Origin of the sequence: Burkholderia sp. Bp8998 (genome assembly GCF_003854235.1) — a bacterium.
GTDB lineage: Bacteria > Pseudomonadota > Gammaproteobacteria > Burkholderiales > Burkholderiaceae > Burkholderia.
On record NZ_QTQF01000008.1, the window covers coordinates 132,501 to 150,710 of the forward strand.

Consider the following 18,210-nt stretch of genomic DNA (forward strand, 5'->3'; position numbering starts at 1 on the left):
ACGCGGCGGCTCGGGTCAGTGCGCGTCGTGGTGACCGCGGGCGAGCTTCGAGTGGTGTCGCGAATACAGGAAGTAGATCACGAGGCCGATCACGAGCCAGATGCCGAACGCAGCCCACGTGACGGGCTGCAGGTTCAGCATCAGGAACAGGCACGCGCCGACCGCGAGGATCGGCACCACCGGCACGCCCGGGCAGCGGAACGCGCGCGGCAGGTCCGGGTGCGTGCGGCGCAGCACCAGCACCGCGATCGACACCATCGAGAACGCGGCGAGGGTGCCGATGTTGATCAGCTCGGCGAGCACGTTGAGCGGCACGAGCGCGGCGATCAGCCCGAAGAACAGGCCGACGAGCCAGGTCGTCAGGAACGGCGTCGCGTAGCGCGGATGCACGCGCGACAGCGTTGCGGGCAGCAGCCCGTCGCGCGACATCGCGAAGATGATCCGCGTCTGGCCGTAGCTCATCACGAGGATCACGGTCAGCATGCCGAGCACCGCGCCGAGATCGATGAAGCCCGCGACCCACTTCTCGCCGGCGATCTGCAGCGCATATGAGATCGGGTGCGACACGTTCGCATACTGCGCCGCCGGCACGATGCCGGTCGCGACCGCGGCAACCGCCACGTACAGCACCGCACACACCGCGAGCGACGCGATGATGCCGATCGGCAGGTCGCGCTTCGGATTCTTCACTTCCTCGGCCGCCGACGACACCGCGTCGAAGCCGATGAACGCGAAGAACATCACGGCCGCCGCGCCGAACACGCCGTTCCAGCCGTGCGGCATGAACGGCTTCCAGTTCGCGGGGGTCACGTGGAACAGGCCGACCGCGATCACGAGCAGCACCACCGACACCTTGATGAACACCATGATGTTGTTGATGCGGGTCGACTCGCGGATGCCGATCGACAGCAGCGTCGTGATCACCACCATCACGAGGAACGCGGGCAGGTTGAACCACGTGACGACGCCCGGAATCGCGCCGGGTGCGGCCGTCAGCACGGTCGGCAGCGAGAGCCCGAAACCCTGCAGCAGCGACTGCAGGTAGCCTGACCAGCCGACCGACACGGCCGACGCCGCGAGGCCGTATTCGAGCATCAGGTCCCAGCCAATGATCCAGGCAACGAGCTCGCCGAGCGTCGCGTACGAGTACGTATAGATCGAGCCCGCGACCGGAATCGTCGACGCGAATTCGGCGTACGACAGCGCCGCGAGGCCGCACGCGATCGCTGCGATCACGAACGACAGCATCAGCGCGGGGCCGGCCTGCACGGCGCCCGTGCCGGTCAGCACGAAGATGCCGGTGCCGATGATCGCGCCGATGCCGAGGAAGGTGAGGTCGATTGCGCCGAGCGCTTTCTTGAGTCCGGCGCCGTGCGCGCCGGCGATCATGCGATCGACGTTTTTCTTGCGGAAGAGGGACATTGCGGATGAGTCTCCAGCGCGCGAGTGCGGCGCCGCCGAGTGAGTGAAAAACCCGTAATTTTAGCCGATTTGGCGTGGAAGACCCGCTGCGGCGCAGCGGTGCGCACCAGAATCGTCCGATAAAACAAGCGCTTGCGCGCAAGGTTCGGCGGCCGGCGCCGGCGCGGAGCACGCCGGCGCGGTGAATCGCGCGATTCCGGTGAATTCGGTGGATCAGGCGCCCGACGCGGGCGCCATCTCGACGAGCCGGTTGCTCATCACGTAGAACGTCAGTTCCGCGTTGTTCGACAGCCGCATCTTCTCGAGCAGCCGCGTCCGGTACACGCTCACCGTCTTCACCGACAGCGACAGCGTGTTCGCGATGTCGGTGAGGCGCTTGCCCGACGCGAGCATGCAGAGCGTCTGGTATTCGCGGTCGGACAGCTTCTCGTGCGGCAGCGGTTCGTTCTCGAACGACACGTATTCGGCGAGCGCCTCGGCCATTGCCGGGCTCACGTACTTGCGGCCGGCCGCGACCTGCTGGATCGCGCCGATCATCTGCGCGGCATTCACCGTCTTCGACAGGTAGCCGGCCGCGCCGGCCTTCAGCGCGCGCACCGCGTACTGGTCCTCGCGGTACATCGAGAACATCAGCACCGCCGCGCCCGGCAGCTTGCGCTTGATGCGCTTGAGCACCTCGATGCCGTTCGTGTCCGGCAGCGAGATGTCGAGCAGGATCACGTCGAAGGCCTGGCGGTCGACGGCGGCCACCGCATCGCTGCCGGTCTCGGCTTCGGTCACGTCGCGCGCGACGCCGCGGTCGATCAGCAGGTGGCGGATCCCTTGCCGGACGATCGCGTGATCGTCCACGAGCAGGATGTTCAGGCTCATGACGACCTCACGAAAGCGACGCGCGGCGCGCGGCGGCCGGCACGGCGAACAGCGAGTCCCACGCGAAGCGGGCGGTGACGCGTGTGCCGCGGCCCGCTTCCGGTCCGCTCGCGTCGAAGCTGCCGCCGAACGCCTCGCAGCGTGCACGCATCCCGGCGAGGCCGTAGCCGGTGCGCCGGCCGCGGGAGAAACCGGTCCCATCGTCGGTGACGATCAGGGACAGATGCGAGCCGTCCGTGTCGATCCGCACGTCGACGGACGCCGCGCGCGCATGCTTCGCGACATTCGACAGCGCTTCCTGCGCGACGCGGAAGATCGCGAGCGCGCCGGCGCCGCCGAGTTGCGTGAGCCGTGCGTCGGCCGCGCAGACGAAGCTCGTGCGCAGGCCGGTGCGGGCGGCGTGGCTGTCGGCCCACGCCGACAGTGCACCGACGACGCCGCCGTCGAGTGCCGGCGTGTCGCGCTCGTCGATCAGCCGGCGGTTGGCGTCGGTCGCGGCGTCGAGCGACCGCTGTGCCAGCTCGAGCGCGCGCAGGCAGCCGTCCGGCGCATCGGCCGGCAGCCACGTTTGAACGTTTGCGAGCGCGAAACGCGCGGCGGTGAGTTCGGCGCCGAGCCCGTCATGCAGCTCGCCGGCCAGATGGCGGCGGGCCGCTTCGTCGGCGACCATCAGCTGGAGGGACAGCGCGGCGATCCGGGCGGCGGACGTGTCGCGGTTGGGCAGGGCTTCGGCCACGGGGGCGGCCGCGTCGCAGCCATGCACGAGCGGCTGCGACGGGAACGGGGCGTGGGCGCGTGGGGGCGCGTTGAGCGACGTATCCATGACTCTCCCTGCTGTCAGAAAGCGGTTCAGGCACCGGCTGGCTGCGTGGATCGGCTGCCGTTTCGATGACGGTCGCCGCCAGGGAATCGCCCCTTGCCGAGGTAACAAAAGTTACATCTCGTAACGTTTGAGTCCGACCCTTCAATGACCATCCGCATGGCATCCACGCGGGCCGAATAATATCTCAAAATTTCTGAAAAGATCATGTCAGGCGGACATTTAAGGGTAAATGTGAATAATCGGAATGAAGCTGTTGTAGGAAAAACACCGACACGAAAGCACCTGGACGGCCCGTATCCAAATGTAACGATTTGACGTGGAATGGTCCCAGTTTGTTACGAGTTCGCCAAGTAGGGACAAAAAAAAACCGGAGCTTTTGCTCCGGTTCTTGATGCGGCACAAATTCGGGGATCGATCAGTCCACGAATGCGCGTTCGATCACGTAGTGACCCGGTGCGCTGTTCTTGCCTTCGACCAGGCCGGCCTGCTTCAGCAGGTCGGTCGTATCCTTCAGCATCGCGGTGCTGCCGCACAGCATCACGCGGTCGTTTTCCGGCGAGAACGCCGGTACGCCGAGGTCCGTGAACAGCTTGCCCGTCGCGATCAGGTCGGTGATCCGGCCCTCGTTGTCGAACGCCTCGCGCGTGACCGTCGGGTAGTAGACGAGCTTTTCCTTGATGATGTCGCCGAGGTACTCGTGGCCCGGCAGGTCGTGCTTGATGTAGTCCATGTACGCCAGCTCGCCCTTCAGGCGGCAGGTGTGCGTCAGGATGACCTTGTCGAAGCGTTCGTAGATGTCCGGGTCGCGGATGATCGACATGAACGGCGCGAGGCCCGTGCCGGTCGACAGCATCCACAGCGTCTTGCCGGGCAGCAGGTTGTCGGCGACGAGCGTGCCGGTCGGCTTCTTGCCGATCAGCACCGAGTCGCCCACCTTCAGGTGCTGCAGGCGCGACGTCAGCGGGCCGTTCTGGACCTTGATGCTGAAGAACTCGAGATGCTCTTCGTAGTTCGGGCTGACGATCGAGTAGGCACGCGCGAGCGGCTTGCCGTCGACCTCGAGGCCGACCATCGTGAATTCGCCGTTGTTGAAGCGCAGGCTCGGCTCACGGGTGCAGGTGAAGCTGAAAAGCGTGTCGGTCCAGTGATGGACGGATTGGACGGTGGCGGTGTCGTATTTGCTCATGGCTTTGAAAACGGACGCGCGTAGCGGACGCGTGTAACGGGCCCAAAAACGGGCAAAAAAACCGAGTGCGTCGGCCCGATCGCGGATCGGCCGGCCGGCGCGTCGGACACGCGCCTTCTCGATGACAGACGTTTGAGGAACTCGTTATTTTACCCTGCTTGGGGCAGATGCGGGCTTGACCCGCGCGGCTGCGCGGATTTGGCGCAACGAAATCTTGCGATCGGCTTTCAGTGATCGGCCGCGAGCTGCGCGCCGAGGCCCACGAGCGCGGCGCCGCGCGGCCGCGCTGGCGGTGCCGCCGCGCTACCGCGACCGCGGATCGAGGCGCAGCCGCGCGATATACGGCAGGTGGTCCGACAGCCACGCGGTTTCGCCGGACGGCGCCTGCCATTCGAGCGGCGTCAGCCCGCGCACGAACATCTTGTCGAGCGCGAGCGCCGGGGAGAACGCGGGGAACGTGCGGCCCGACTGGCCGAGCAGCGTCGCGACCTCGGACAGCCCGATCTCGGCGAACAGCGCGACCGAATCGTTGCGCCAGTCGTTGAAGTCGCCGGCGAGCACGAGCGGGTCGTCGCCCGCGTTGCGCACGATCCAGTGGGCGATCCAGTGCATCTGGCGCAGCCGCGCCGCGCGCGTGAGCGCGAGGTGCGCGCACAGCAGCGTGACGGGCCGCGCGCCGGCGAGCGTCGCGCGCGCGACCAGCAGCCCGCGCCGCTCGAAGCGGTGCGCGGAGATGTCCCAGCGGCCGCCCAGGTCGAGCGGATGCGGCGACAGGATCGCGTTGCCGTGCCGCCAAGACGGCTTGAACACGTTCGGTCCGAGCGCGATCTGCCAGTCGAGCGCCTGCGCGATCTCGGTGGCCTGGCAGTGCCATACGTCGTCGACCGCGTCGTCCATCGGCGCGCCGAAGCCGGGTGCCAGCATCGGGCGCGGCATGCGGCGCGCCATCGCTTCCTGCAGAAAATACACGTCGGCGTGCGTCGACTGCATCCAGTTGCGCATCGCGTTCCATGCGGTGAAGCCGAGCGGCGAGCGGCCCTTGTGCAGGTTCCAGCTGACCGCGGTGATTTCGTCGGGTGCGGCGTGCGGTTCGGCGAACGGCAAGGACAGGGCGTCGGCGGACATGGCGCTCAGTCCTTCGCGACGTGCGCGCGCACGCGGTAGACGAGATGCGGGTGCTGCTCGACGAGCGTCCAGTCGGTCCATGCGTCGCCGCCGACCGACAGCCCCGGATGGCTCGCGACGATCTGCCGCGGCGACGCGGGCAGGCACGGATCGCTGCGCGTCGCGTTTTCGTCGTCGAGGGTTTCCTGCACGTCGAGCGCGAGCGACACCGTGTGCGCGGCGTCGTCGACGGTGAGCGGCGCGACCGTCACCGAGCGCGAGCGCTCGGTCGGCACGACGCGCGCGGCATTGCCGCAGCCGACGGGCACGGCGGACGGATAGCGATGAGTGTCGGTGCGGGTTTGACCGACGGTGGTGCGTTGCTGGAACGTGTCGATCGTCTGACCGTCGCGCACCACCTGGATCTCCCATGCGACGACGGCCGGTGCGGGGCTCTGCGCATGGGCCGCGAGCACGGCGCTCGCGAGCAGGACGGCCAGGCCGTGTTTCAGCATGAAACTTCTCCGGAAACGCGGGGTAGCGGGGAACGGACGCACATCTTACGCCCGATCGATTTGAACGGTGGTGTGACAGGATGCGTCGCCGCGGGTTCGCAGCACGCTCCGGTCCTGATCGAAAGGTAGGTGCGCGTCACGCGTTTTCAAGCGAAAAAGCGCGTGAACTCGGCGACGCTCGCGCGCCGTCGGCGAGGCCGGTACCGCGGCCGGTGAACTTTCGATCATACGCCGCGCGGCGCGACGCTGCAGTGCGCGCGCGGTGTTAGCAGCAGACCGGGACGGCTGCTTGCTTGCACGCCGATGCGAGATCGCTACACTGAAATCGTAAGGGTCTGATGGACGTGTGACGGCAGCGGTAGCGAGGTTGGTATGACGACGGCGATGGTGAAACAGGAACTGGCGGTGGCGTCCTTCAGCACGGTGTACGACCTCGAGCAGGTCGAGACCGCGCTGAACGACCTGAACGAGAGCGCGAGCGACGCATTGCGCGCCACCTACGAGCGGATGCTCAAGACCGGCAATTTGCGCTTTTGCGTGAAGCCGAACCGGATGCCGTCGTTCGACGAACTCGGCGACGCACTGCCCAATTTCACCGAGCCGCTCGACGACGTGCGCAAGCAGGTCGCGCTGTGCCTCGAGACGGACGACCGGCTCGAACTGATGCCGATCCTGCTGCTCGGGCCGCCCGGCATCGGCAAGACGCACTTCGCGAAGGCGCTCGCGCAACTGCTCGGCACCGCGTATCACTACGTGCCGATGAGTTCGCTGACGGCCGGCTGGATCCTGTCGGGCGCGTCGTCGCAATGGAAGAACGCGAAGCCCGGCAAGGTGTTCGATGCGCTCGTCAACGGCAGCTATGCGAACCCGGTGATCGCGGTCGACGAGATCGACAAGGCGGGCAGCGACGCGCAATACGATCCGCTCGGCGCGCTGTACGCGTTGCTCGAGCATGACACCGCGCGCGCGTTCGTCGACGAATTCGCCGAAGTGCCAATCGATGCGGGCAACGTGATCTGGGTCGCGACCGCGAACGATGCGCAGGCGATTCCGGAGCCGCTGCTGAACCGGATGAACGTGTACGAGATCGCGCCGCCGGACGCGGCCGGCGCGCGCCGGATCGCGCAGACGATCTACGACGAGATTCGCACGTCGCACGCGTGGGGGCGGCGCTTCCCCGACACGCTCGACGACGACGCGCTCGACGTGCTGGCCGCGACGCCGCCGCGCACGATGCGCCGGGCGCTGCTGCATGCGTTCGGCGCCGCGCGGCTCGACGGCCGGGACGTGATCGCACCGTCCGACATCCGCGCCGACGAGGGCGCGACGAAGCGCCGGCCGATCGGATTCTGAGCCGGCGGCGTGCGCGTCGCCGCGGCCCGCGCACGTCGCGTCGGGCCGCGCGACGCGCTCGCCCGACCGGATGTGCATGCGTTCGGCAAGCGGGCGAGCCGGGACGTACAATTCTCTTCTCTCCCCTCGACGCGTGAGCGACGCGAAACGCCATGGAGCAGATGGATTGTGTGGTGATCGGCGCGGGTGTGGTCGGTCTGGCGATTTCGCGGGAACTGGCCGCGCGCGGGCGCGAAACGATCGTGCTCGAGGCGGCCGACGCGATCGGCACGGAAACGAGTTCGCGCAACAGCGAGGTGATTCACGCGGGGCTCTATTACCCGCGCGGCTCGCTGAAGGCGATGTCGTGCGTGCACGGGCGCGACCTGTTGTACGCGTTCTGCGAAACGCATCACGTGCCGCACCGGCGCACCGGCAAGCTGCTCGTCGCGACCAGCGCCGCGCAGGTGAAGCAGTTGAAGGCGATCGCCGCGCGCGCGGCGGAAAACGGCGTGCTCGACCTGATGCCGCTCACGCGCGGCGAGGCGCAGACGCTCGAGCCCGCGCTCGAATGCGTCGAGGCGCTGTTCTCGCCGAGCACGGGCATCGTCGACAGCCACCAGCTGATGCTCGCGCTGCTCGGCGATGCGGAGCGCGACGGCGCGACGTGCGCGCTGAAATCCCCGGTCGAGTCGATCGACGTGTTGCGCGGCGGCCGCTTCGTCGTGCGTACCGGCGGCGACGCGCCGACCGAAATGGAGGCCGCGTGCGTGATCAACAGCGCGGGCCTCGGGGCGCAGGCGCTCGCGCGCCGCACGCGCGGCCTCGACCCGCGCTGGGTGCCGCCGCTCTATCTCGCGCGCGGCAACTACTTCAGCCTGTCCGGGCGCGCGCCGTTCTCGCACCTCGTGTATCCGATGCCTGACCGGGCAGGGCTCGGCGTGCACCTGACGCTCGACCTGGCCGGGCAGGCGCGCTTCGGACCGGACGTCGAATGGGTCGACGCGCTGCGCTACGAAGTCGATCCGGCGCGCGCGCAGGCGTTCTACGCGTCGATTCGCGCGTACTGGCCGGAACTGCCCGACGATGCACTGCAGCCGGCCTACGCGGGGATCCGGCCGAAGCTCGCGGGGCCCGGCGAGCCGCCGGCCGACTTCATCGTGCAGGGCGCGGCGCAGCACGGCGTGCGCGGGCTCGTGAACCTGTTCGGCATCGAGTCGCCGGGGCTGACCGCGTCGCTCGCGCTCGCGCAGCGCGTCGGCGACATGACGTCATATACGTGACGCACACGTGACGCACGGGGCCCGGGTCCGTGCGGGCCGGCCGTGCGAAACCCCGTGTGAAATCCCTTATCTCCGGCATTTCGGCGCGCACATTTGCTCGCTTGAGCGTTATTCTGTCGAACGGCCGTCGCCAGAACGGCTTTCAAACCGATAACGTTGGAGCGAGTCCCCATGAAAGCAACCCGTCGGAGTTTCCTGATTACGAGCATTGGTGCCGTGTCCGCGCTGGCGCTGTCGCGTGAAGCGCTGGCCGATGCGCCGATGCTGTCGGAAACCGATCCGACCGCGGTGGCGCTCGGCTACAAGGCCGATGCCACGAAGGTCGACAAGACGAAGTATCCGAAATACGCAGCGGGCCAGGATTGCGCGGCCTGCATGCTGTACCAGGGCAAGAAGGGCTCGGCTTCGGGCCCGTGCGGCGCGTTCCCCGGCAAGCAGGTATCGGCGAAGGGCTGGTGCAGCGCATTCTCGAAGATGGGTTGATGCCCGCGGCGGCATCGTGCGATGCCGCAATGTGGCGAAAACCGCAAAACGCCCGCCGTCGAACGACGGCGGGCGTTTTTTATGCTTGAAAACGGTTCCGTCGCTTTCTACACTCGCTGCAAACCAGCGCGCCGCGGCCCCCCGCGCCGCACCCGACCGATACGGCGAATTCACGAGGACGAGGCTCGCATGGCGACGATTGCGAATTCAACGAAAACGATCCGGCCCGAGCGTGCGCTGAACCGGCGCGCGGTCGCGGCGGCCGTGATCGGCAACGCGCTCGAGTGGTACGACTTCACGGTGTTCGGCTTCATGACGGTCGTGATCGCCGAGCTGTTCTTCCCGACTTCGAGTGAATACTCGTCGCTGCTCTTGACCACCGCGACGTTCGGCGTCGCGTTCTTCATGCGCCCGATCGGCGGCATCGTGTTCGGGCTGTACGCCGACCGCGCGGGCCGCAAGGCCGCGCTGTCGCTCGTGATCCTGCTGATGACGGCCGGCATCTTCCTGCTCGCGATCGCACCGCCCTACGCGGCGATCGGCATCGGCGGCCCGCTGCTGATCGTGCTCGGCCGCCTGTTGCAGGGTTTCTCGGCGGGCGGCGAATTCGGCAGCGCGACCGCGCTCCTGATCGAAGCCGCGCCGTTCTCGAAACGCGGTTTCTACGGCAGCTGGCAGATGGCGAGCCAGGCAGCCGCGCTGCTGATCGGCGCGCTCGTCGGCGCGGCCGTCACGCGCGGGCTGTCGCACGACGCGCTGCACAGCTGGGGCTGGCGCGTGCCGTTCATCCTCGGGCTCGTGATCGGGCCGATCGGTTTCTACATCCGCCGTCATCTCGCGGATTCCGAAGCGTTCCTGCATGCGCAGCAAAGCGCACGCCGCGCAACGCTCGGCGAAGTGTTTACGCGCCATCCGCGCGAGGTGCTGTGCGGGCTCGGCTCGGTGATCGCGCTGACGGTGACGGTCTACGTGCTGATCAGCTATCTGCCGACCTTCGCGGTGAAGCAGCTGAAGCTGCCGTATGCGCAATCGTTCTATGCGGTGATCATCGGCAACCTGCTGCTGATGGTGCTGTCGCCGGTCGCAGGCGCATGGTCGGACCGCATCGGCCGCAAGGGGCTGTCGCTGTGGTCGCTCGTGCTGACGCTCGTACTGATGTATCCACTGTTCGCGTGGCTCGACGCGGCGCCGAGCATCGGGCGGCTGATCGCGGTGCAGGCCGTGCTGTCGGTGACGCTCGCCGGCTACTACGGGCCGTTCGGCGCGATGATCGCCGAGCTCTTCCCGGCCAACGTGCGCTCGACCGGGCTGTCGATCGCGTACAACGTCGCGGTGATGCTGTTCGGCGGTTTCGGGCAGTTCATCGTCACGTGGCTGATCAAGGTGACGGGCACGCCGCTCGCGCCGACCTATTACGTGATGGCGGGGCTCGTGCTGTCGATCGTCGCGGTCGCTTTCGTGCCCGCGCGCAGCGCGGATCTCGACGCGCCGGCCTGACGGTTGCATTGCAGCGCATGCAACGTTTCGAAAGCCGCAACGATGCGCGACCTGGCCCCGAAAGCGGCGTGACAACCCTTCGCATACGCGTCCGAATTGTTTAGTTGTAGAAGGAAACATGCGCAGGATGAACGAAATGGCCGCTCGCACGCGCAGAGGCACTTTTCGCGTGCGCAAGACATCGGCAAAAACCCGCGTGGATGCGTCTAGAGGAGTTATTTCTCCAGCTTGTTGCAAAATTGCTGGCTCAAGTAATATCCGCGTACCCGGCCCCTGGGGGGACCGGTTCCGATCTGGAGACCTGGAGGAAACATGGAATACAACCGTCTGTTGCACACCCTGCGTGTTACCGCCATCGCAGGCGTGGCAGCGGCATCGCTCGGCGTCGCGGGCTCTGCTTTCGCACAGATCCCGAACAAAACGCTCGTCTACTGCTCAGAAGGCAGCCCGGCGGGTTTTGATTCCGCGCAATTCACGACCGGCGTCGATTTCACCGCCGCCACGTTCACCGTCTACAACCGTCTCGTCGAATTCGAGCGCGGCGGCACCAAGGTCGAGCCGGGCCTCGCCGAGAAGTGGGACGTCTCGTCCGACGGCAAGGTGTACACGTTCCACCTGCGCCATGGCGTGAAGTTCCACACGACCGACTTCTTCAAGCCGACGCGTGAATTCAACGCGGACGACGTCGTGTTCTCGTTCGAGCGCATGCTCGATCCGAACCAGCCGTTCCGCAAGGCCTACCCGGTGTCGTTCCCGTACTTCACCGACATGGGCCTCGACAAGCTGATCACGAAGGTCGAGAAGGTCGATCCGTATACCGTGAAGTTCACGCTCTCCGAGCCGAACGCGCCGTTCATCCAGAACATGGCGATGGAATTCGCGTCGATCCTGTCGGCCGAATATGGCGATCAGCTGATGAAGGCCGGCAAGGCCGCCGACATCAACCAGAAGCCGATCGGCACGGGCCCGTTCATCTTCCGCAGCTACACGAAGGACGCGACGATCCGTTTCGACGGCAATCCTGACTACTGGAAGAAGGGCGCGGTGAAGCTGTCGAAGCTGATCTTCTCGATCACGCCCGACCCGGGCGTGCGCGTGCAGAAGATCAAGCGCAACGAATGCCAGGTGATGAGCTATCCGCGTCCGGCCGACATCGCGACGCTGAAGGCCGACTCGGGCATCGACATGCCGTCGCAGCCGGGCTTCAACCTCGGCTACCTCGCGTACAACGTCGAGCACAAGCCGGTCGACAAGCTCGAAGTGCGTCAGGCACTCGACATGGCGATCAACAAGAAGGCGATTCTCGAGTCCGTGTACCAGGGCGCAGGCCAGGCCGCCAGCGCGCCGATGCCGCCGACCCAATGGTCGTACGACAAGAACCTGAAGATGGCGCCGAACGACACCGCGAAGGCGAAGGCGCTGCTCGAGAAGGCCGGCTATCCGAACGGTTTCGACATCACGCTGTGGGCGATGCCGGTGCAGCGCGCGTACAACCCGAACGCCCGCCTGATGGCCGAGATGATCCAGGCTGACTGGGCGAAGATTGGCGTGAAGGCGAAGATCGTCACGTACGAGTGGGGCGAGTACATCAAGCGCGCGCACACTGGCGAGCAGGACACGATGCTGATCGGCTGGACGGGCGACAACGGCGACCCCGACAACTGGCTCGGCACGCTGCTCGGCTGCGAAGCGATCAAGGGCAACAACTTCTCGCACTGGTGCTACAAGCCGTTCGACGAGCTGATCCAGAAGGGTCGCACGACGACGGGCCAGGACGCGCGCACGAAGATCTACACGCAGGCCCAGCAGATCTTCGCGCAGCAGCTGCCGTTCTCGCCGATCGCGAACTCGACGGTCTACCAGCCGGTCCGCAAGACCGTGGTCGACATGCGCATCGAGCCGCTCGGCTATGCCCGCTTCGACGGTGTCGGCGTGAAGTAACACGACCCGTGTAAGCTGTCGAGAAGACTAGCTCATTCATCCGGCGGCGGGAGGCCAAAAGCTTCCCGTCGCCGGTCGCACATTTCCCACAAGAAAATACGAGACGCATCATGTTCACGTTCGTGTTGCGCCGCGTGGGCATGGTGATCCCGACCTTCATCGGCATCACCATCCTGGCGTTTGCGCTGATTCACCTGATACCGGGCGACCCCATCGAAGTGATGATGGGCGAACGCGGCGTCGATCCCGCGATGCATGCGGAGGCAATGAAACGCCTCGGGCTCGACCAGCCGCTGCCCCTGCAGTACATCCACTACATCGGCCGTGCGCTGCACGGCGACCTCGGCACGTCGATCATCACCAACACCAGCGTCGCGGGCGAGTTCTTCGCGCGCTTCCCGGCGACCGTCGAGCTGTCGCTGTGCGCGCTCGTGTTCGCGCTCGTAGTCGGCCTGCCGGCCGGCGTGATCGCCGCGCTGCGGCGCGGTTCGGTCGTCGATCACGGCGTGATGGGCACCGCGCTCACCGGCTACTCGATGCCGATCTTCTGGTGGGGGCTGATCCTCATCATGGTGTTTTCGTCGTATCTCGGCTGGACGCCCGTGTCGGGACGCATCGCGGTCGAATACGACTTCCCGCACCCGACCGGCTTCATGCTGATCGACGCGCTGCTCGCGCCGGACGAAGGCGCGTTCAAGTCGGCGGTCAGCCACCTGATCCTGCCCGCGATCGTGCTCGGCACGATCCCGCTCGCGGTGATCGCGCGGATGACGCGCTCGTCGATGCTCGAAGTGCTGCGTGAGGACTACATCCGCACCGCCCGCGCGAAGGGGCTGTCACCCGCGCGCGTGGTCGTCGTGCATGCGCTGCGCAATGCGCTGATCCCGGTCGTCACCGTGATCGGCCTGCAGATCGGCACGCTGCTCGCGGGCGCCGTGCTGACCGAGACGCTCTTTTCGTGGCCCGGTGTCGGCAAGTGGCTGATCGATGCGATCGGCCGTCGCGACTATCCGGTCGTCCAGGGCGGCATCCTGCTGATCGCGACGCTCGTGATCGTCGTGAACCTGGTCGTCGACCTGCTGTACGGCGTGCTGAATCCGCGCATCCGCCACACGAGGTAATTCCATGAGCAATCTGCAAAATACCCTGCCGAGCGAATCCGCGCCGGCCGGCGGCCGTGCGCTCGCGCTGCGCGAGTTCTGGGCCAACTTCTCGCGCAACCGCGGCGCCGTCGGCGCCGGCATCGTCGTGCTGGTGCTGATCCTGGTCGCGATCTTCGCGCCGCTGATCGCGCCGCACAGCCCGGTCGAGCAATACCGCGACTACGTGAAGATCCCGCCCGCGTGGCTCGCTGGCGGCAACTGGCGGTTCATCCTCGGCACCGACGAAGCGGGCCGCGACATCCTTTCGCGCCTGATGTTCGGCGCGCGCATGTCGTTCTGGATCGGCTTCGTGTCGGTCGTGCTCGCGCTGATCCCCGGCATCGTGCTCGGGCTGGTCGCCGCGTTCTTCCAGAAGTGGGCCGACACGCCCGTGATGCGCATCATGGACGTGCTGCTCGCGCTGCCGTCGCTGCTGCTCGCGGTCGCGGTCGTCGCGATCATCGGCCCGGGCCTCACCAACACGATGTTCGCGATCGCGATCGTCGCGCTGCCGGCCTACGTGCGTCTCACGCGCGCGTCGGCGCTCGGCGAACTGCAGAAGGAGTACGTGACGGCGTCGCGCGTGGCCGGTGCCGGCACGCTGCGCCTGATGTTCTCGCAGGTGCTGCCGAACTGCACCGCGCCGCTGATCGTGCAGGCGACGCTCGGCTTCTCGTCGGCGATCCTCGACGCCGCGGCGCTCGGCTTCCTCGGCCTCGGCGTGCAGCCGCCGACCGCCGAGTGGGGCGCGATGCTCGCGTCCGCGCGCGACTACATCGACAACGCATGGTGGATCGTGACGATGCCCGGCCTGTCGATCCTGATTTCGGTGCTCGCGATCAACCTGCTCGGCGACGGGCTGCGCGACGCGCTCGATCCCAAACTGAAACGGATGGCCTGAAGATGAAACAACCCCCACGCTCACTTTGTTCGCTGCCCCCCGAGGGGGCGGTCATCCTCCTTGGGGCGGCCCGGCGGAGGATGACATGAGCCAAGATCTTCTGACCATCCGCAATCTCGCGGTGAACTTCAACGGCCTGCCCGCTGTCGACCGGATCAACCTGTCGATCGCGCCGGGCGAGGTGGTGGGCGTCGTCGGCGAATCGGGCTCGGGCAAGAGCGTGACGATGATGGCGCTGATGGGCCTGATCGACGCGCCGGGCAAGGTGACGGCCGACGAGGTCACGTTCAACGGTGTCGATCTGCTGAAGGCGTCGCCGAAGGCGCGACGCAGGATCGTCGGCAAGGACATCGCGATGGTGTTCCAGGATGCGCTGACGAGCCTGAACCCGAGCTACACGGTCGGCTACCAGATCAAGGAGGTGCTGAAGCTGCACGAAGGCCTGCGCGGCGACGCGCTGCACCGGCGCGCGCTCGAACTGCTCGACCAGGTCGGCATTCCCGATGCGAAGAACCGCATCACGGCGTTTCCGCACCAGATGTCCGGCGGGATGAACCAGCGCGTGATGATCGCGATGGCGGTCGCGTGCAACCCGAAGCTGCTGATCGCCGACGAGCCGACCACCGCGCTCGACGTGACGATCCAGGCGCAGATCATGGATCTGCTCGTGAAGCTGCAGAAGGAGCGCGGGATGGCGCTCGTGCTGATCTCGCACGACCTGGCCGTGGTGTCGGAGGTCGCGCAGCGCGTCGCGGTGATGTACGCGGGCGAGGTCATCGAGACCAATCGCGTGCCGGACATCTTCCGTGCGCCGCATCATCCGTACACCGAAGCGCTGCTCGCGGCGATTCCCGAGCACAATCAGGGGGCGCGTCGCCTTGCCGCATTGCCGGGCATGGTGCCCGGCCGCGATGATCGCCCGTCCGGGTGCCTGTTCGCGCCGCGCTGCAAGTACGTCGTCGACGATTGCCGCAAGGCGCGTCCGGCGCTCGATACGCTGGTGCCGGCCAACGATGCGATGCGGGCGCGCTGCATCAAGCCGCTCAATGTTTCCAACCTCGACCTGACGGGAGGTGCACGATGAATGCAGTCAATCAAACGCGTGCCACGCCGCACGACGAGGAAGCCGTGCTGGTGGCCGACGGCCTCGCGAAGCACTATACGGTCAAGCGCGGGATGTTCGGTCAGGGCACGGTGAAGGCGCTGAACGGCGTGTCGTTCTCGCTGAAGCGCGGCAAGACGCTCGCCGTCGTCGGCGAGTCGGGCTGCGGGAAATCGACGCTCGCACGCCAGCTCACGATGATCGAGACGCCCACCGCGGGCAGCCTGGTGATCGACGGCAAGAACGTGGCCGGCGCGAACCGCGAGACGGTCGCCGACCTGCGCCGCCGCGTGCAGATGGTGTTCCAGAACCCGTTCGCGTCGCTGAACCCGCGCAAGACGGTCGAGCAGACACTCTCCGAGCCGCTCGAGATCAACACGAACCTGACGGCCGCCGAGCGCGCGCAGCGCATCGCGCAGATCATGCGCACGGTCGGCCTGCGGCCCGAGCACGCGAAGCGTTATCCGCACATGTTCTCGGGCGGCCAGCGCCAGCGGGTCGCGATCGCACGCGCGATGATCCTCGATCCGCGGATCGTCGTCGCCGACGAGCCGGTGTCCGCGCTCGACGTGTCGATCCAGGCACAGATCCTGAACCTGTTCATGGATCTGCAGGAGCAGTTCAAGACGAGCTACGTGTTCATCTCGCACAACCTGTCGGTGGTCGAGCATGTCGCCGACGACGTGATGGTGATGTACTTCGGCAGCGTCGCCGAGCTCGGCGACAAGGCGACGATCTACGCACGGCCGCGCCATCCGTACACGCGCGCGCTGATGTCGGCGACGCCGGCGATCTTCGAGGAAGACCGTCGCGTGCAGATCAAGCTGCAGGGCGAGCTGCCGTCGCCGCTCAATCCGCCGTCGGGCTGCGCGTTTCACCAGCGCTGCCCGTACGCGGTCGAGCGCTGCCGCGTCGAGGAACCGCAGCTGCGCGACGTCGACGGACGCCGCGTGGCCTGCCATCGCGCCGAGGAGGTAGGGGAGGTGAATGCCTGATGGTTTGGCGGCGCGCGCGCCTGGCGTGCGCCGTTCGGGGGCCGGCAGCGCGCGCGTGATGCGCGCGTGCCGCAACGCACGGCGCTGGAGCGTGCGCACGGTCACGGGCGCGGCGCTGGCCGGCGCGTGCGTGGCCGCCAGCGTGCTGGCGCCGGTCGACACCGCGCATGCCGAAGGGCGTGCGCCGGCGAGTTCGCCGATCCATCCGGCGCAGGTTCCGCCGCCCGCCATGAACCTGCCGGGCTTCCATGCGCCGTCCGTGTCGAACGGCGCGGTCGCGCGCGGCACGGTGCGCGTGCAGCCCGCGCGCATGCCGTTCTATGTCGCGACCCGGGGCAAGGTCACGCTGTACGTGCTCGGCACGCTGCACACGGGCGACCCGTCCGACTATCCGCCCGCGCAGCCGTTCCGGCCGGGCATCCTCGCGGCGCTCGCCGCGTCGCCGACGCTCGCGCTCGAGCTGTCGCCGGACGACCTCCTCGAATCGCAGGACGACGTGTCGAAGTACGGCGTGTGCCGCTACCCGTGCCTGCAGCGCCAGCTGCCCGAGCCGCTGTGGCAGCGCCTCGCGGCGCGCCTGCGCGGCAATCCGGCCGCGCTCGCGGAGATCCGCCGGATGCGGCCGTGGCTCGCGGCGCTGGTCGTCGAGACCTACGACTCGCTGTCGGCCGGCCTGCAGACCGAGTACGGCACCGAGGCGCAGCTGCAGAACGTGTTCCTGAAGAAGAAGGGCGGCCGCGTGATCGGGCTCGAGACGCTCGCCGAGCAGATGCGCGCGTTCACCGGGCTGACGCTCGCCGAACAGCGCGAGATGCTCGCGCAGGACTTGGTGCAGACCCCGGCGCAGAATGCCGACGACATCAAGTCGCTGCACCGGCTGTGGCGAATTGGCGACGCCGATGCGATCTCGGCGTGGGCGGTCGCGAAGAGCGAGCGGCTGGCTCGTTCGAAGGCCCTGTCGGCGTCGATCGACAACAAGATCCTGTACGAGCGCAACCGGCGCTTCGTTGCACGGATGACGGCAATCGCCGCACCGAACCGGCCGGTATTCGTCGCCATCGGCGCGCTGCATCTGGGTGGCCCGCGCGGCGTGCTCGAATTGTTGCGCCAGCAAGGGTATCAGGTGGACGCGAACTGATCGCGCCGGGTGCCGCGCATCGATCCTCCCCTGTTTGATTGACGGCGCGCGAATGGTGCGAGGCGCCTGCGCGGCCGCGCGATTCGATAAGGAAAACCCTCGAATCCTCAGGAAATAGCGTTTAAAACGATTGACATCCGCTTCGGCCAATCTCTATTCTTCATCCCACAAGTTGAAAAAATGAAAAGAATAGAAAACGTTCTACGGGGTAGCAGAAAACAAAGCGCGGGGTTAGCGTAGCCGGCACGTGATAGTCGTGCCGGCCGCGGAATGTCTGCATGCACGGCGGGGCCAATCATCGTCGGCACAACAAATGCATGCGGCAGACTTGCGGTATAAGCAACGTTCCGTCGTCCAACCGGGGAAGCAGTAAGCGGGGGGCGGCGGACGTTTTTTAACCGGAGCATTTTTCCGGTCACCGTCGACAGACGGTTTCGGGGGGCGAATCGACAGACGGCGAAGTCCGCGGCGATTGC

The 18,210-nt window shown here is 66.9% G+C and carries 16 protein-coding genes; 10 read left to right on the forward strand and 6 right to left on the reverse strand.

Going from position 1 to position 18,210, the window contains the following annotated elements:
• Positions 1–15 precede the first annotated feature (15 nt).
• From DIE06_RS11505 to DIE06_RS11530, 6 genes are all read right to left on the reverse strand, one after another.
• Positions 16–1,422, reverse strand: coding sequence for an amino acid permease (locus tag DIE06_RS11505; protein WP_124661517.1), 1,407 nt, complete (start codon positions 1,420–1,422; stop codon positions 16–18).
• A gap of 213 nt (positions 1,423–1,635) precedes the next feature.
• Entirely contained in the window at positions 1,636–2,292 is a 657-nt protein-coding gene (gene rqpR, locus DIE06_RS11510; protein ID WP_124661518.1) for a response regulator transcription factor RqpR, read from the reverse strand.
• 7 nt (positions 2,293–2,299) lie between these two features.
• Positions 2,300–3,115 (reverse strand): quorum system sensor histidine kinase RqpS, encoded by an 816-nt coding sequence (rqpS, locus tag DIE06_RS11515; RefSeq protein ID WP_124661519.1) that lies wholly within the window; start codon positions 3,113–3,115, stop codon positions 2,300–2,302.
• 415 nt (positions 3,116–3,530) lie between these two features.
• Entirely contained in the window at positions 3,531–4,301 is a 771-nt protein-coding gene (locus DIE06_RS11520) for a ferredoxin--NADP reductase (protein ID WP_059535031.1), read from the reverse strand.
• A gap of 303 nt (positions 4,302–4,604) precedes the next feature.
• A complete protein-coding gene (locus tag DIE06_RS11525; RefSeq protein WP_124661520.1) occupies positions 4,605–5,426 on the reverse strand; it encodes an endonuclease/exonuclease/phosphatase family protein in 822 nt (273 codons plus the stop codon).
• Positions 5,427–5,431: 5 nt separating this feature from the next.
• A complete protein-coding gene (locus DIE06_RS11530; RefSeq protein ID WP_124661521.1) occupies positions 5,432–5,920 on the reverse strand; it encodes a hypothetical protein in 489 nt (162 codons plus the stop codon).
• A gap of 372 nt (positions 5,921–6,292) precedes the next feature.
• Between DIE06_RS11530 and DIE06_RS11535 the strand changes: the two genes are divergently transcribed.
• The 10 genes from DIE06_RS11535 to DIE06_RS11580 all read left to right on the forward strand — a co-directional run bounded on the left by DIE06_RS11535 (position 6,293) and on the right by DIE06_RS11580 (position 17,734).
• Positions 6,293–7,273, forward strand: coding sequence for an AAA family ATPase (locus tag DIE06_RS11535; RefSeq protein ID WP_124661522.1), 981 nt, complete (start codon positions 6,293–6,295; stop codon positions 7,271–7,273).
• 152 nt (positions 7,274–7,425) lie between these two features.
• Positions 7,426–8,535 (forward strand): NAD(P)/FAD-dependent oxidoreductase, encoded by a 1,110-nt coding sequence (locus DIE06_RS11540; RefSeq protein ID WP_124661523.1) that lies wholly within the window; start codon positions 7,426–7,428, stop codon positions 8,533–8,535.
• A 171-nt stretch (positions 8,536–8,706) separates the two neighbouring features.
• Positions 8,707–9,018, forward strand: a complete 312-nt coding sequence (locus tag DIE06_RS11545; protein ID WP_040142448.1) for a high-potential iron-sulfur protein — start codon at positions 8,707–8,709, stop codon at positions 9,016–9,018.
• A gap of 189 nt (positions 9,019–9,207) precedes the next feature.
• On the forward strand, positions 9,208–10,515 hold the full coding sequence (locus DIE06_RS11550; protein WP_124661524.1) for an MFS transporter: 1,308 nt from the start codon (positions 9,208–9,210) through the stop codon (positions 10,513–10,515).
• Positions 10,516–10,827: 312 nt separating this feature from the next.
• Positions 10,828–12,456, forward strand: coding sequence for an ABC transporter substrate-binding protein (locus DIE06_RS11555; RefSeq protein ID WP_124661525.1), 1,629 nt, complete (start codon positions 10,828–10,830; stop codon positions 12,454–12,456).
• A 110-nt stretch (positions 12,457–12,566) separates the two neighbouring features.
• Positions 12,567–13,577, forward strand: a complete 1,011-nt coding sequence (locus DIE06_RS11560) for an ABC transporter permease subunit (RefSeq protein ID WP_124661526.1) — start codon at positions 12,567–12,569, stop codon at positions 13,575–13,577.
• A gap of 4 nt (positions 13,578–13,581) precedes the next feature.
• On the forward strand, positions 13,582–14,499 hold the full coding sequence (locus DIE06_RS11565) for an ABC transporter permease subunit (RefSeq protein ID WP_124661527.1): 918 nt from the start codon (positions 13,582–13,584) through the stop codon (positions 14,497–14,499).
• A gap of 85 nt (positions 14,500–14,584) precedes the next feature.
• Positions 14,585–15,583, forward strand: coding sequence for an ABC transporter ATP-binding protein (locus DIE06_RS11570; protein WP_124661528.1), 999 nt, complete (start codon positions 14,585–14,587; stop codon positions 15,581–15,583).
• Positions 15,580–16,596 (forward strand): peptide ABC transporter ATP-binding protein, encoded by a 1,017-nt coding sequence (locus DIE06_RS11575; protein WP_124661529.1) that lies wholly within the window; start codon positions 15,580–15,582, stop codon positions 16,594–16,596. The genes DIE06_RS11570 and DIE06_RS11575 overlap by 4 nt, the downstream gene beginning before the upstream one ends.
• Positions 16,589–17,734, forward strand: a complete 1,146-nt coding sequence (locus DIE06_RS11580) for a TraB/GumN family protein (protein ID WP_124661530.1) — start codon at positions 16,589–16,591, stop codon at positions 17,732–17,734. Before DIE06_RS11575 ends, DIE06_RS11580 begins: the two co-directional genes overlap by 8 nt.
• Positions 17,735–18,210 lie beyond the last annotated feature (476 nt).

Excerpts from the sequence above, each read along its gene's own strand:
- DIE06_RS11505 (WP_124661517.1), bottom strand. The coding sequence starts at position 1,422 with ATGTCCCTCTTCCGCAAGAAAAACGTCGATCGCATGATCGCCGGCGCG.
- rqpR (WP_124661518.1), bottom strand. The coding sequence starts at position 2,292 with ATGAGCCTGAACATCCTGCTCGTGGACGATCACGCGATCGTCCGGCAA.
- rqpS (WP_124661519.1), bottom strand. The coding sequence starts at position 3,115 with ATGGATACGTCGCTCAACGCGCCCCCACGCGCCCACGCCCCGTTCCCG.
- DIE06_RS11520 (WP_059535031.1), bottom strand. The coding sequence starts at position 4,301 with ATGAGCAAATACGACACCGCCACCGTCCAATCCGTCCATCACTGGACC.
- DIE06_RS11525 (WP_124661520.1), bottom strand. The coding sequence starts at position 5,426 with ATGTCCGCCGACGCCCTGTCCTTGCCGTTCGCCGAACCGCACGCCGCA.
- DIE06_RS11530 (WP_124661521.1), bottom strand. The coding sequence starts at position 5,920 with ATGCTGAAACACGGCCTGGCCGTCCTGCTCGCGAGCGCCGTGCTCGCG.
- DIE06_RS11535 (WP_124661522.1), top strand. The coding sequence starts at position 6,293 with ATGACGACGGCGATGGTGAAACAGGAACTGGCGGTGGCGTCCTTCAGC.
- DIE06_RS11540 (WP_124661523.1), top strand. The coding sequence starts at position 7,426 with ATGGAGCAGATGGATTGTGTGGTGATCGGCGCGGGTGTGGTCGGTCTG.
- DIE06_RS11545 (WP_040142448.1), top strand. The coding sequence starts at position 8,707 with ATGAAAGCAACCCGTCGGAGTTTCCTGATTACGAGCATTGGTGCCGTG.
- DIE06_RS11550 (WP_124661524.1), top strand. The coding sequence starts at position 9,208 with ATGGCGACGATTGCGAATTCAACGAAAACGATCCGGCCCGAGCGTGCG.
- DIE06_RS11555 (WP_124661525.1), top strand. The coding sequence starts at position 10,828 with ATGGAATACAACCGTCTGTTGCACACCCTGCGTGTTACCGCCATCGCA.
- DIE06_RS11560 (WP_124661526.1), top strand. The coding sequence starts at position 12,567 with ATGTTCACGTTCGTGTTGCGCCGCGTGGGCATGGTGATCCCGACCTTC.
- DIE06_RS11565 (WP_124661527.1), top strand. The coding sequence starts at position 13,582 with ATGAGCAATCTGCAAAATACCCTGCCGAGCGAATCCGCGCCGGCCGGC.
- DIE06_RS11570 (WP_124661528.1), top strand. The coding sequence starts at position 14,585 with ATGAGCCAAGATCTTCTGACCATCCGCAATCTCGCGGTGAACTTCAAC.
- DIE06_RS11575 (WP_124661529.1), top strand. The coding sequence starts at position 15,580 with ATGAATGCAGTCAATCAAACGCGTGCCACGCCGCACGACGAGGAAGCC.
- DIE06_RS11580 (WP_124661530.1), top strand. The coding sequence starts at position 16,589 with ATGCCTGATGGTTTGGCGGCGCGCGCGCCTGGCGTGCGCCGTTCGGGG.